Origin of the sequence: Candidatus Palibaumannia cicadellinicola, from assembly GCF_001269425.1 — a bacterium.
Lineage (GTDB): Bacteria > Pseudomonadota > Gammaproteobacteria > Enterobacterales > Enterobacteriaceae > Baumannia > Baumannia cicadellinicola_A.
Genome location: NZ_CP011787.1, coordinates 139,370 through 153,502, shown reverse-complemented (window position 1 = coordinate 153,502; position 14,133 = coordinate 139,370). Strand labels below are relative to the sequence as shown.

Annotated in this window: 11 protein-coding genes, 1 tRNA gene and 1 rRNA gene; 7 read left to right on the top strand and 6 right to left on the bottom strand. The window is 28.4% G+C overall.

What is annotated here, in order from left to right:
• Positions 1-24 precede the first annotated feature (24 nt).
• The 6 genes from AB162_RS00645 to recJ all read right to left on the bottom strand — a co-directional run bounded on the left by AB162_RS00645 (position 25) and on the right by recJ (position 7,265).
• Positions 25-97: transfer RNA gene (locus AB162_RS00645), tRNA-Glu, on the bottom strand.
• Between the two features lie 116 nt (positions 98-213).
• Positions 214-1,768 (bottom strand): 16S ribosomal RNA (locus tag AB162_RS00640).
• Positions 1,769-1,958: 190 nt separating this feature from the next.
• Positions 1,959-2,792, bottom strand: a complete 834-nt coding sequence (gene murI, locus AB162_RS00635; protein WP_260080630.1) for a glutamate racemase — start codon at positions 2,790-2,792, stop codon at positions 1,959-1,961.
• On the bottom strand, positions 2,782-4,314 hold the full coding sequence (gene lysS, locus AB162_RS00630; RefSeq protein ID WP_053096600.1) for a lysine--tRNA ligase: 1,533 nt from the start codon (positions 4,312-4,314) through the stop codon (positions 2,782-2,784). Before lysS ends, murI begins: the two co-directional genes overlap by 11 nt.
• 6 nt (positions 4,315-4,320) lie before the next feature.
• On the bottom strand, positions 4,321-5,415 hold the full coding sequence (prfB, locus tag AB162_RS00625; protein ID WP_053096598.1) for a peptide chain release factor 2: 1,095 nt from the start codon (positions 5,413-5,415) through the stop codon (positions 4,321-4,323).
• Between the two features lie 95 nt (positions 5,416-5,510).
• Positions 5,511-7,265 (bottom strand): single-stranded-DNA-specific exonuclease RecJ, encoded by a 1,755-nt coding sequence (recJ, locus tag AB162_RS00620; RefSeq protein ID WP_053096596.1) that lies wholly within the window; start codon positions 7,263-7,265, stop codon positions 5,511-5,513.
• A gap of 74 nt (positions 7,266-7,339) precedes the next feature.
• Here recJ and ygfZ point away from each other — a divergent pair, with 74 nt between their 5' ends.
• From ygfZ to atpA, 7 genes are all read left to right on the top strand, one after another.
• Positions 7,340-8,308, top strand: coding sequence for a tRNA-modifying protein YgfZ (gene ygfZ, locus AB162_RS00615; protein WP_053096594.1), 969 nt, complete (start codon positions 7,340-7,342; stop codon positions 8,306-8,308).
• Positions 8,309-8,391: 83 nt separating this feature from the next.
• A complete protein-coding gene (mnmG, locus tag AB162_RS00610) occupies positions 8,392-10,290 on the top strand; it encodes a tRNA uridine-5-carboxymethylaminomethyl(34) synthesis enzyme MnmG (RefSeq protein ID WP_053096592.1) in 1,899 nt (632 codons plus the stop codon).
• Positions 10,291-10,363: 73 nt separating this feature from the next.
• The gene (gene atpB, locus AB162_RS00605) at positions 10,364-11,209 is read left to right on the top strand and encodes a F0F1 ATP synthase subunit A (protein WP_053096591.1); all 846 of its coding nucleotides are present in this window, start codon (positions 10,364-10,366) and stop codon (positions 11,207-11,209) included.
• A 33-nt stretch (positions 11,210-11,242) separates the two neighbouring features.
• Complete coding sequence (gene atpE / locus AB162_RS00600; RefSeq protein ID WP_053096589.1) at positions 11,243-11,482, top strand: F0F1 ATP synthase subunit C; 240 nt, start codon at positions 11,243-11,245, stop codon at positions 11,480-11,482.
• A 20-nt stretch (positions 11,483-11,502) separates the two neighbouring features.
• On the top strand, positions 11,503-11,979 hold the full coding sequence (locus AB162_RS00595) for a F0F1 ATP synthase subunit B (protein WP_053096587.1): 477 nt from the start codon (positions 11,503-11,505) through the stop codon (positions 11,977-11,979).
• Positions 11,980-11,986: 7 nt separating this feature from the next.
• Entirely contained in the window at positions 11,987-12,523 is a 537-nt protein-coding gene (locus AB162_RS00590; protein ID WP_053096585.1) for a F0F1 ATP synthase subunit delta, read from the top strand.
• 24 nt (positions 12,524-12,547) lie between these two features.
• A complete protein-coding gene (gene atpA / locus AB162_RS00585) occupies positions 12,548-14,101 on the top strand; it encodes a F0F1 ATP synthase subunit alpha (protein ID WP_053097360.1) in 1,554 nt (517 codons plus the stop codon).
• The last annotated feature ends 32 nt before the right edge of the window (positions 14,102-14,133 follow it).

Here is a 14,133-nt window from a genome sequence, read left to right as displayed (position 1 = left end):
ATTTTATAGTGTTTCATAAAATAGCGTCCCCTAGGGGAGTTGAACCCCTGTTGCTGCCGTGAAAGGGCAACGTCCTAGACCACTAGACGAAGGGGACATTCATAACACTATTAAGTGTTATTTATTACAAATTTATGTAAAGACAATGTGTGTGAACACAATACAATATTTTCTATATTACAACATTATTACAACATTATTATAACATTTATTTAAGGAGGTGATCCAACCGCAGGTTCCCCTACGGTTACCTTGTTACGACTTCACCCCAGTCATGAATCACAAAGTGGTAAGTGCCCTCCAATTTGGTTAAGCTACTTACTTCTTTTGCAACACACTCCCATGGTGTGACGGGCGGTGTGTACAAGGCCCGGGAACGTATTCACCGTGACATTCTGATTCACGATTACTAGCGATTCCGACTTCATAGAGTCGAGTTGCAGACTCTAATCCGGACTACGACGCACTTTATGAGGTTTGCTAACTCTTGCGAGTTTGCTTCTCTTTGTATGCACCATTGTAGCACGTGTGTAGCCCTACTCGTAAGGGCCATGACGACTTGACGTTATCCTCACCTTCCTCCGGTTTATCACCGGCAGTCTACTTTGAGTTCCCGACTTAATCGTTGGCAACAAAGTATAAGGGTTGCGCTCGTTGCGGGACTTAACCCAACATTTCACAACACGAGCTGACGACAGCCATGCAGCACCTGTCTCAGAGTTCCCGAAGGCACGAAAATATTTCTATTTTCTACTCTGGATGTCAAGAGTAGGTAAGGTTTTTCGCGTTGCATCGAATTAAACCACATGCTCCACCGCTTGTGCGGGCCCCCGTCAATTCATTTGAGTTTTAACCTTGCGGTCGTATTCCCCAGGCGGTCGATTTAATGCGTTAGCTTCGAAGGCTATAGTTCAAGACTACAACCTTCAAATCGACATCGTTTACAGCGTGGACTACCAGGGTATCTAATCCTGTTTGCTCCCCACGCTTTCGTACTTGAGCGTCAGTTTTAGTCCAGGGAGGCGCCTTCGCCACTGGTATTCTTCCAGATCTCTACGCATTTCACCGCTACACCTGGAATTCTCCTCCCCTCTACGATACTCTAGCTAAGAAGTTTCAAATGCCATTCCCAGGTTAAGCCCGGGGATTTCACATCTGACTTAATTAACCGCCTACGTACGCTTTACGCCCAGTAATTCCGATTAACGCTTGCACCCTCCGTATTACCGCGGCTGCTGGCACGGAGTTAGCCGGTGCTTCTTTTGCGGGTAACGTCAATTGAAGGAATTATTAATAACTTCAATTTCTTTCCCGCTGAAAGTGCTTTACAACCCTAAGGCCTTCTTCACACACGCGGTATAGCTGCATCAGGGTTTCCCCCATTGTGCAATATTCCCCACTGCTGCCTCCCGTAGGAGTCTGGACCGTGTCTCAGTTCCAGTGTGGCTGGCCATCCTCTCAGACCAGCTAGAGATCGTAGCCTAGGTGAGCTATTATCTCACCTACTAGCTAATCTCATCTGGGTTCATCTAATGACATGAGGCCTATAATTAGGTCCCTCATTTTGGTCTTACATGACATTATGCGGCATTAGCTACCGTTTCCAGTAGTTATTCCCCTTCATTAGGTAGATCCCCAGACATTACTCACCCGTTCGCCGCTTGCCGACAAAATAGTATTTTACTACTATTTTTCGCTGCCGCTCGACTTGCATGTGTTAAGCTTACCGCCAGCGTTCAATCTGAGCCATGATCAAACTCTTCAATTAAAAATATTTATTTCTAAAATTTTTATAGATATATTTTGTATGTGTTCACACAAATTGTCTATACTAATTAAGTATTATTATTACTGTAATTTTTATTAATTACCACTAAAGAATAAACTTATCTTGCTTTATAAGTCAATAGTTATTTTTATAAATATTTAATTAATTTAAATAAAAAATAGTTTGTATATTAATAAATGTATAATTTTTTCATACTATGAAATCCATATTTAGATAATTTAGGCATTAATATCGTAGTATTATTATTAAATAATAAACAATAAATAGTATTGATTGTTGATGTATTATTACTTAATAAAGTATTATATTTATTATTATATTTTAGAATACATAAAGCTTTTTTAGCAATAGCTTTATGTGAATAAATTAATTTTATGTTTTTAGGAATAATTTTTCTTAATTCTTCATAAATTAATGGAAAATGTGTACATCCAAGTATAATTGTATCTAAATTTAATTTAATAACTTGTTTCAGCCATGCATTTAAAATATTTTTAAAAATAATTAATGATATTATTTTTCCATGAAACTTATCTTCCGCTAAGTACACTAATTTAGTAGCTATAAAAGGTATAATTTTATAGGAAGATGCAAGTTTTTTTATTAAAACATTTGTATAATTGCTATTTATTGTTGTTTGTGTAGCTAATAAACCAATAACTCTACTACGAGTAATTTTAGCTGCTAATTTAATTGCTGGTAGAACTCCAATAATAGGACAGATAAAATATCTACGAAGTAATGGTAATGATACTGTACTTAAAGTATTACAAGCAATAATAATAATATCTATAGAATGTATTTTACATACCGAATTAATAATTTTAATTACTCTTGAGAGAAGAAATTGTTTAGTTTTTTTTCCATAAGGAAATTCTTCATTATCAAAAACATATATATAATTAACATTTTTTATAATTTTTTTTACTTCATATAAAATAGAAAAACCACCTACTCCAGAATCTATTACTAAAATAGTAGGGTTTGTATTTTTATCTAACATTATTATTTAATATTTTATTTTTAGGTCGCATAATAGGAAAAAGAATCACATCACGAATAACATTACTATTAGTAAAAATCATCATTAAACGATCAATACCAATACCTAATCCTGCAGTTGGAGGTAATCCATACTCTAATGCTGTAATATAATCTTCATCAAAAAATATTTCTTGATTTTTATTATTATTGTTTTGCTTTATTTGTTCAATAAAACGTACATATTGATCTTCCGAATCATTGAGTTCTGAAAAACCATTACCTATTTCTTTTCCTCCAATAAATAATTCAAAACGATCAGCAAAAAATGAATTTTTATTATTACGACGTGCTAATGGTGATACTTCTATTGGATAACAAGAAATAAAAGTAGGTTGAATTAAATATTTTTTTGTAGTTTCTTCAAAAATTTCTGTTTGTAATCTACCTAGTCCCCATTGTTGTTTTACTTGAATTCCTATAGATTTTGCTATAGCATTAGTTTTCTTAAAATTATTTAGATCTTCTAAGACAATTGAAGGATTATAATGACATATAGCTTTTGTCATTGTCATATGTATAAATTTTTTACTAAAATCTAATGTTTGGTCACCATATTGAACAATATGACTACCTAATACACTTTGTGTCAGCTTAAGAAATAAATCTTCTATTAAAATCATTAAATCAAGATAATCAGCATAAGCCATATATAATTCTATCATAGTAAATTCTGTATTATGACATGTAGATAGTCCTTCATTACGAAAGTTATGATTTATTTCAAAAATACGTTCAAACCCGCCTACTACTAATTTTTTTAAATATAATTCTGGTGCAATACGAAGATACATATTAATATCTAATGCATTATGATGTGTAATAAATGGACGTGCAATAGCTCCACCTGGTATAGAATGCATCATAGGTGTTTCGACTTCAATAAAATCATTTTTAATCATAAAATTACGAATTTCAGAAATTAATTTTGATCTAATTTTAAAAATTTTTCTTGATTTATCATTAGTAATTAAATCTAAATATCTTTGACGATAACGTATTTCTTTATCTGCTATACCATGAAATTTATCTGGTAATGGACGTAAAGCTTTAGTTAATAATCTAATTTCATTACAGTATATAGATAATTCTCCTGTACGAGTTTTAAAAACTTTCCCACTTACTCCTAAAATATCTCCTAAATCTAACAATTTTAAATATTCATTATAAATTTTTATATCAATTATATTAGAAGAGATATAAAGCTGTATTTTTCCATCTACATCTTGTAATGTAACAAATGATGCTTTACCCATAATTCGTCTAGTGATCATACGACCAGCTACACTTACTATTATATTTAATTCATCTAATGCTTCTTTACTATTTGGATTAAATTGTTTATATAATTGAGAAGAAGTAATAGAACGCCTAAAATCATTAGGAAATGGATCACCTTTTTGACGTAGTATTAAAAGTTTGTTACGACGTTCCTGTAATTCAGACTGATTATTAGAATTATTTAACATGATTGATGTATACATATAATTTTATAGTCCTGCTTTAAGACTAGCTTGAATAAATTTATCAATATCACCATTTAGTACTGATTGAGTATTACGTGTTTCTATACCAGTACGTAAATCTTTGATACGAGAGTCATCAAGTATATAAGAACGAATTTGATTACCCCAATTAATATCAGATTTTATATATTCTTGTTGTTTTTTTTCTATTTGTTTTTTTTTAATTTCTAGTTCATAAAGTTTTGCTTTTAATTGTTTCATGGCTTTATCTTTATTTTTATGCTGGGAACGATCATTTTGACACTGTGTAACTATATTAGTTGGTAAATGTGTAATACGAACTGCAGATTCAGTACGATTCACATGTTGACCACCAGCACCTGAAGCACGATATACATCAATTCTTAAATCTTTTATGTTAATTTCAATATTAATATTTTTATTAATTTCTGGATAAACAAATACAGAACTAAATGAAGTATGACGTCTTCCTCCTGAATCGAATGGACTTTTACGTACTAAACGATGTATCCCTGTTTCTGTACGTAACCACCCATGTGCATAATTACCTATTATGTTAATAGTGGCAGATTTAATTCCAGCTATTTCTCCTGCGGATTCGTCTATGATTTCTGTTTTAAATTTATGTAATTCTCCCCAACGTAAGTACATTCTTAATAACATATTAGCCCAATCTTGTGCTTCTGTTCCACCTGAACCAGCTTGAATATCTATATAACAATTATAATAATCATGTTTACCACTAAACATACGACATAATTCTAATTTTTCTAATAATTTCTCTGAATTATCTAGTTCAAATTTAATGTCAATCAAAATATTTTTATCATTTTCATTAATAGCTAACTCTAGTAATAATGCTGATTCTTTAATAATTTTCGTTATATTATCAATTTGTTTATTAATATCTTTTAATAACGATAATTCTTTACGAAGTAACTGTACTTGTTCAGTATATTTCCATACTTCATTTGTTTTTAACTTATCTTCTATTTCTTCTAAACGATTTTTTTCAGAAACATCAAAAATGTTTTTTTGTAATTTTATTCTATATAATAAGTTATGTATTTTATTATTAATTAAATTAGTTTCTAACATATATATAAATTTATTTAAAAATTAATCAAATGATTGTTAAAGGTATGTTTAATTACTTAATATTTTAATAAATAAAAAATTATAAATATATTTAATTAAATTTTCCAAAAATATTGAATTAATAATTGTAAATTAGATTTACCATAAAAATTATTAATATTTAACTGATAAGCTAATTTAATTTTATTTTGTTTACAATTTAATTTAATAAAATTTGTCATATTAAAAATAATTCCAGATACTAATGGTCCATTAGTAATAGGTTTTAGTTTCATTATTAAGTGTTTTTTATTTATAATTTGTTGATTTAATATAATAAATTCACCATCAAATAAAGGATAGGAAAAATTTTCACCCCATGGTCCTCCATTTTTTATTATTTTAGCAGTTAATATGGATAATTGATCATTAGTTAATTCACCATCAGACCAAATAATATTTTTTAGCATTGAAGGAACAATAATTTTTTTAATAATGTTTTCAAAACGATTAGTAAAAATTTTTAATTTTTGTTCTTCTAAAGTTAAACCAGCGGCCATAGCATGACCACCAAATTGTAAAATCATACCAGGATATCTTAAATTTAATTTATTTAATATTTGATATATATTTACACCTTCAATAGAACGACAAGAACCCTTTACTAAATTCAAACTAGTAGATGCAAAAGTTATAACTGGTCTATTAAATTTTTTTTTTAGCCTAGAAGCTAAAATACCTATTATACCATGGTGCCATTTGGGATGATAAAGAGATAAACCTAATGGTATATCACCTTTTTTATATTCTATTTCTTTGCATAATTCTAATGCTTGAATTTCCATAGTTTGTTCAATTTTTTTTCTAGTTTTATTCAGTTGATCTAGTTGTTTAGCTAAAATTATAGCTTTTGACATGTTATTGGTTGTTAGTAAAGTAACTCCTAATGACATATCATCTATTCGTCCTGCAGCATTTAGGCGTGGACTAATAGCAAAACTTAAATCATGTTCGCATAAGGTATTGATATTAACTTTCGCAACTTGAGCTAACGCAATTATTCCAGGACAACAGTAACCAGCTCTAATACGACGTATACCTTGAAATACTAAAATACGATTATTAGTATCTAATGGTACCATATCGGCTATAGTCCCCAATGCTACTAAATCTAATAAATTTACTAAATTTGGTATTACTATACTGTTCTTTGAAAACCAACCTAACTCATATAACTGAGCACGTAAAGCTAGCATTAGATAAAAAGTAACACCAACACCTGCTAAAGCTTTTGAAGGAAAAAGACAAGAATCTAAATTAGGGTTGACAATAGCTGCAGCTAAAGGTAACTTATTACTAGGTAAATGATGATCAGTAATTAATACATTAATACCTTTAGAAGACGCTAAATTAACCCCATCATAAGATGATATTCCATTATCAACAGTAATAATTATTTTAGTATTAAGCAATAAAGCTTGTTCTACTATCGCTGGACTAATACCGTGATGTTCTTCAAAACGTTTTGGAATAATAAAATTAATGTTTTTTGCACCCATTTTTTTTAAAGAAAGTAAAACTAAAGCAGTACTAGTTGCACCATCAGTATCATAATCTCCTACTATTAGAATGTTAAGTTTATCTATTATCGCTTGTGCTAAAATTATTGCTGCTTGTTCAATACCAGTGATAGTAGAATAGTTTAGTAATTTATCAATATTTAGTTCTAATTCACATGGTTTTGTAATACCACGTTGTATATAAAGTTGTTTTAGTAATGGTGGAATGTTTAAATTAGATAAAACTGAAATATTACCTAATGGTCTACGACATAAATGAGTTTCATTAACTTTTAAATAATTTTTAAACATATATTTATAAATTAAATTGAAAAAATTATATATAATATAATTATTTATTTCGTTAAATTAAATAGGATATTTTTATGTCATTAATTTTTAATAAAAATGCAATAGATCAAAAACCATTTACATCTCAATATTTACCTTTAACAATAATATTATTAGAACAGTGGATAATGATAACTATTAGTGGGCCAGATACTATTAGTTATCTTCAAGGACAGTTAACATGTGACATAGCTAATCTATGTAAAAATCAATATAGTTTTGCAGCTCATTGCAATGAAAATGGTAAAATATATAGTAATATATGTGTTTTTTATCATAACAATCAAGTATCATTTATTACTAGACGTAGTGTTTATGAACATCAGTTAATTGCATTAAAAAAATATTCTATATTTTCAAAAATTAGTATTAATGTTAATAAAGATATTAACTTACTTGGTGTAGCTGGTGTAAATTCTTCACTATTATTAAGTAGTATTTTTGATAAAATACCAGATATGAAAAATTCAATAGTACAATATCATAATACTACTATTTTGTATTTTAATAGGCCAGTGATTCGTTTTTTATTAATTACTACCAATAAATTACGAGATATTTTACTAAATCAACTATCATATAAAACTATATTTAATAATAGTAAACAGTGGCTTACATTAGATATTGAAGCTGGTTATCCTATTATAGATTATGCTGTAATGAATAAATTAACACCATATGCTGTTAATCTGCATAAATTAGGTGGAATTTGTTTTACCAAAGGATGTTATCTAGGGCAAGAAATAATAGCACGTATAAAGTATCGTGGTATGAATAAACAACAACTTTATTTTTTATCTGGAAAATCAAAAGTTATTCCTCTTGCAGGTGAAAATTTAGAAATAAAAATAGGTAGTAGTTGGAGAAATACCGGTATAGTATTAACAGCTTGTATGATGCATAATAAACAGTTATGGGTACAAGCAGTACTATCGAAAAATGTAGATAAAAATAGTAAAATTCGTATACAAAAAGACATTAATAGTCTATTAAAAATATGTTAATTTATTTTAAATTTTAATTTTAACTTGTTTTACAATAACTAACTTACTAAGTTTAGTATAGTTAAAGTTAATAAGGTTTATTTATGTTTCACATAAATGATTTTGAAGTGATAATTGTAGGCGGAGGCCATGCCGGTACAGAAGCAGCAGTAGCATCAGCACAAATCGGATGTAAAACATTATTATTAACTCATAATATTAAAACAATTGGTCAAATGTCTTGTAATCCTGCTATAGGTGGAATTGGTAAGGGACATCTAACTAAAGAAATTGATGCTATGGGTGGTATAATGGCTCAAGCCATTGATTATGCAGGTATTCAGTTTCGAGTACTAAATACTAGTAAAGGACCAGCAGTTAGAGCAACTAGAGCACAAGCAGATAGAATTCTTTACCAAAAAGCAATATATCATCTTCTACAACAACAAAGGAATTTATTTATTCTAGAATACAGTGTAGAAGATATTATTATTAATAATAATAATATTATTGGTGTCATTACAAACAATCAATTAAAATTTTACGCTAAATCAGTTGTGTTAACGGTAGGGACATTTTTAGATGGTAAAATTCATATTGGTCTAAATCATTCTTGCGGGGGTCGTATTGGAGATGTATCATCAGTTTCTCTATCGAGCAATTTACGTAAACTTCCATTAAGAGCAAAAAGATTAAAAACTGGAACTCCACCACGTATTAAGGCATCTAGTATAAATTTTAGTATACTAACTGCGCAACATAGTGATAATCCTTTACCAAAATTTTCTTTTTTAGAAGATATAACTAATAATCAGCAGCAAGTACCTTGTTATATCACTTATACTAATAATAATACTCATGAAATTATTATAAATAATTTACATCAAAGTCCAATATATAATGGCACTATTAAAGGTATAGGACCTCGTTATTGTCCTTCTATTGAAGATAAAGTTATTAACTTTGCTCATCGTAATTCACACCAAATATTTCTTGAACCAGAAGGACTAAATAGTCAAGTAATTTATCCTAATGGTATTTCTACTAGTTTACCATTTGATATTCAAATTAAAATAATTAAATCAATAAAAGGTTTAGAAAAAGCTGAAATTTTACAACCTGGTTATGCTATAGAATATGATTTTTTTGATCCTCGTGATTTACAATTAACATTAGAAAGTAAAATTATTTCTGGATTATTTTTAGCAGGGCAAATAAATGGTACTACTGGTTATGAAGAAGCTGCAGCGCAAGGTTTAATTGCTGGTATTAATGCCGCAAGATATTCAAAAAAACAACAAGGTTGGATACCAAGTCGTAATCAAGCTTATCTTGGTGTTTTAGTTGATGATCTTTGTACACTAGGTACAAAAGAACCATATCGTATGTTTACTTCTCGTGCTGAGTACAGACTAACTTTACGTGAAGATAATGCAGATCTTCGTCTAACAGATATAGGAAGAACACTTGGTGTAGTAAATGATAGAAGATGGAATTCTTTTTGTTATAAAAGAGAATCGATTGAGCGTGAGCGTCAGCGTTTACGTAATATTCATGTTTCTCCTAATACAAAAGGTATAGAATATCTTAATAAATTATTAAATACACCTTTAAAAAATAAAACTAATGGTGAAAATTTACTTCGTAGACCAGAAATAACTTATTTATTATTAACGAATTTACCATATTTCAGTCCTCCATTAAAAAATCAAAAAGCAGCAGAACAAATTGAAATACAAATAAAATATGAAGGTTATCTTCTTAGACAAGAAGAAGATATTTTTCGTAAATTACATCATGAAAATACACTTATACCAAAAAATATAGATTTTAATGTAATCTCTGGATTATCTAATGAAGTTAAATCAAAATTAAATGATTATAAACCTTATTCTATTGGACAAGCATCTCGTATTTCAGGTATTACACCAACATCCATATCTATTCTATTAATTTGGCTAAAAAAACATGGATTATTACAAACAAAACACACTTTTATTTAAATTTATATAATATATATATTCATTTAAATAATAAACTTAATTAAAATTAAATTATAAAATTTAGGAAAATACTATGGTTACATTAACCTCAGGAGTAATAATAACTTCAAAAGAATATATTAATCATCATTTACATCATCTACAACTTGATTTATCAAGTTTAAAATTAATTACCAATGACAAAGTACCATCATTTTGGATACTTAATATTGATTCAATTTTTTTTTCTTTTTTATTAGGAATAATATTTTCCTTAATATTTAGCTTAGTAGCAATAAAAGCTAATAAAGCTACTAATACTAATAATAGTATCCCTAGTAAAATGCAAATTTTTATAGAATTAATAGTAAGCTTTATAGATAAAAATGTTAAAGATATTTTTTATTACCAAAATAATATTATTGCACCACTGGCTTTAACTACATTTGTTTGGATATTTTTAATGAATTTAATGGATTTAATATCAATAGATTTCTTACCTTATGTGGCTAAATATTTATTTAATATTAACTTACTAAGAGTAGTCCCTTCTGCTGATATTAATATCACATTTTCAATGGCAATTGGAGTATTTGTTCTTATACTTTTTTATAGTATAAAAGTAAAAGGAATTAATGGTTTTATAAAAGAACTTACTATGCAACCATTTAATCATCCTATTTTTATTCCAATTAATTTAATTATTGAATGTATTAGTTTATTTTCTAAACCTATATCTTTATCTCTTCGTTTATTTGGAAATATATATTCAGGTGAATTAATTTTTATTTTGATTGCTAGTCTATTACCATGGTGGGCTCAATGGATGCTTAATTTACCTTGGGCTATTTTTCATGTACTTATTATTACATTGCAATCTTTTATATTTATGGTATTAACTATAATATATATTGCTATGGCTTATGAAAAACATGATTAATTTTAAACAATTACAAAACTTTAGGATAATATTATGGATATTTTAAATGTTAATTTATTATATATTGCTGCTACTATAATGATGGGTCTAGCAGCTATTGGTGCTGCTATTGGTATTGGTATATTAGGTAGTAAATTTTTAGAGGGAGCAGCACGCCAACCTGATTTAATTCCAATTCTTCGATCTCAATTTTTTATTATTATGGGTTTAGTCGATGCTATTCCTATGATTACAGTAGGATTAGGTTTATATATTATATTCGCTGTAGCTTAATTTAATTAGAGAATAGTGTTATGAACTTAAATGCAACTATTTTTGGACAAGCTATAGCATTTATATTTTTTGTTGTTTTTTGTATGAAATACATTTGGCCACCTATTATTAAATCCATAGAAAAACGCCAAAAAGATATTATTGATAGTTTCGCTGCTATAGAAAAAGCTAAACAAGAGCTGCTAATTACTAAAGATCAAACATCAGAATATATATTACAGATAAAATTAAAAGCTAAAGAAATTATTGAACAAGCAAATAAAAATAAAGATCAATTAATATATAAAGCTAAACAGGAAGCTGAAATAGAACGTAAAAAAATTTTAGATCAAGCTAAAATTCAAATAGATTATGAAAGAAAAAAAATATATGAAGAATTAAAAATACAAGTGATTGATTTAGCTTTAGCTAGTGCAGAAAAAATCATTAATCAATCATTAAAAAACAAAACAATTAATAATGAATTAATTAATAATATAATTAAAAAAATTATATAATATATATATGTATACATTAATAACTATAGCTAAACATTATGCAAGAGCTATTTTTGATTATGCTATTGAACATAATCAATTAGAAAATTGGCAATCAATGTTAGAATATGCTGCTGAAGTAAGTAAAAATAATGATTTATCTAAATTATTAGATAATCCTGTTATTGAACATCAAACTATATCAAAAATATTTTTAGAAATTTGTGGTAATAAACTGAATTACAATGGACAAAATTTTATTAGACTTTTATCTAAAAATAAAAAATTTATTATTTTACCTTTTATTTTAAAAGAATTTATTAATATAAGTAATAAACATACTTCTCTAGTAGAAGTAGAGATAATTACTGCTAGTAATTTAAATAAATTACAAATAAATAACATTTATTTAGCTATAGAAGAACATATTTCAAGTAAAATTAAGCTTAATTATACAGTTAATTCATCTTTAATAGCAGGTATAATAATCCGTATTGGTGATTTGGTTATAGACGGTAGTATATCAGGGAAACTAGAGCGATTAACTAGATATCTTTGCGTATGAATGATAAATGGAGATAAACATAATATGCAACTAAATTCTACAGAAATTAGCCAATTAATTAAAAAACGCATTGCTCAATTTAATATTGAAAGTGAAGCTTATTATGAGGGTACTATAATATCTATTAATGATGGTATTATTCGTATTTACGGATTATCTGATGTTATGCAAGGTGAAATGATAGCATTACCTGGTAATTGTTTTGCTATTGCACTAAATTTAGAAAGAGACTATGTTGGTGCTATAGTCATGGGACCATATACTCATTTAACTGAAGGAATGAAAGTTAAGTGTACTGGGCGTATCTTAGAAGTTCCTGTAGGTTATGGTTTATTAGGTAGAATAATCAATGTATTAGGCGTCCCTATTGATGGAAAAGGTCCATTAGAACGTAAATTAATATCTTTTTCTGCAGTTGAAACTGCAGCCCCTGGAGTAATTGAACGTCAATCAATTAATGAACCTCTTCAAACTGGTTATAAATCAATAGATACCATGATCCCTATAGGATGTGGTCAGCGTGAATTAATTATCGGAGATCGTCAAACTGGTAAATCAGCATTAGCTATAGATACAATTATAAATCAGCGTAATAGTGGTATTAAATGTATTTATGTTGCTATTGGTCAAAAAGCTTCTACTATTAGTTATGTAGTACGTAAATTGGAGGAACATAATGCGTTATCTAATACTATAGTAGTTGTTGCGACTGCTTCTGATGCAGCATCTTTACAATATATAGCACCATATGCTGGATGTACTATGGGTGAATATTTTCGTAATATAGGAGAAAATGCACTTATAATTTATGATGATTTATCTAAACAAGCTATTGCTTATCGTCAAATTTCTCTATTACTACGTAGACCACCTGGTCGTGAAGCATATCCTGGTGATATATTCTATCTTCATGCTCGTCTTCTAGAACGAGCAGCACGTGTTAACGCTGATTACGTAGAGACTTTTACTAAAGGAAAAGTCAAAGGTAAAACAGGTTCTTTAACTGCATTACCCATTATCGAAACTCAATCTGGTGATGTATCCTCTTTTGTTCCTACCAATGTTATTTCTATTACTGATGGACAAATTTTTTTAGAAACTAATTTGTTTAATGCCGGCATACGTCCAGCTGTTAACCCTGGTATTTCCGTTTCACGTGTTGGTAGTGCAGCACAAACTAAAATTATGAAAATAATGTCTAGTGGTATCCGTACTGCACTAGCTCAATATCGTGAGTTAGCAGTATTTTCTCAGTTTACGTCGGACTTAGATGATGCTACTCGTAAACAAATTAATTATGGTAAAACCATAACTGAATTACTTAAACAAAAACAATATAATCCGTTATCTATATCAGAACAAGCTTTAGTAATTTTTGCTGTAGAACAAGGATACTTAGATGATATAGCCATTAAACAAATTAGCAATTTTGAAAAAAATTTTTTATATTATGTTAAACTTGAACATAATGAATTAATGCAAAAAATAAACAAAAGCGGTGATTACGATGAATTGATTAAAGATCAGTTTAAAAAAATTATTAATATGTTTAAAACAACTTGGTCTGAAATTAATTAATTCAAGCAATCAATTAACGTTTTGTTATACAA

What these genes read in the sequence shown, in the direction of transcription:
- AB162_RS00590 (WP_053096585.1), top strand. Translation starts at nt 11,987, where the DNA reads ATGTATACATTAATAACTATAGCTAAACATTATGCAAGAGCTATTTTT.
- mnmG (WP_053096592.1), top strand. Translation starts at nt 8,392, where the DNA reads ATGTTTCACATAAATGATTTTGAAGTGATAATTGTAGGCGGAGGCCAT.
- lysS (WP_053096600.1), bottom strand. Translation starts at nt 4,314, where the DNA reads ATGTATACATCAATCATGTTAAATAATTCTAATAATCAGTCTGAATTA.
- atpE (WP_053096589.1), top strand. Translation starts at nt 11,243, where the DNA reads ATGGATATTTTAAATGTTAATTTATTATATATTGCTGCTACTATAATG.
- AB162_RS00595 (WP_053096587.1), top strand. Translation starts at nt 11,503, where the DNA reads ATGAACTTAAATGCAACTATTTTTGGACAAGCTATAGCATTTATATTT.
- recJ (WP_053096596.1), bottom strand. Translation starts at nt 7,265, where the DNA reads ATGTTTAAAAATTATTTAAAAGTTAATGAAACTCATTTATGTCGTAGA.
- atpB (WP_053096591.1), top strand. Translation starts at nt 10,364, where the DNA reads ATGGTTACATTAACCTCAGGAGTAATAATAACTTCAAAAGAATATATT.
- ygfZ (WP_053096594.1), top strand. Translation starts at nt 7,340, where the DNA reads ATGTCATTAATTTTTAATAAAAATGCAATAGATCAAAAACCATTTACA.
- atpA (WP_053097360.1), top strand. Translation starts at nt 12,548, where the DNA reads ATGCAACTAAATTCTACAGAAATTAGCCAATTAATTAAAAAACGCATT.
- prfB (WP_053096598.1), bottom strand. Translation starts at nt 5,415, where the DNA reads ATGTTAGAAACTAATTTAATTAATAATAAAATACATAACTTATTATAT.
- murI (WP_260080630.1), bottom strand. Translation starts at nt 2,792, where the DNA reads ATGTTAGATAAAAATACAAACCCTACTATTTTAGTAATAGATTCTGGA.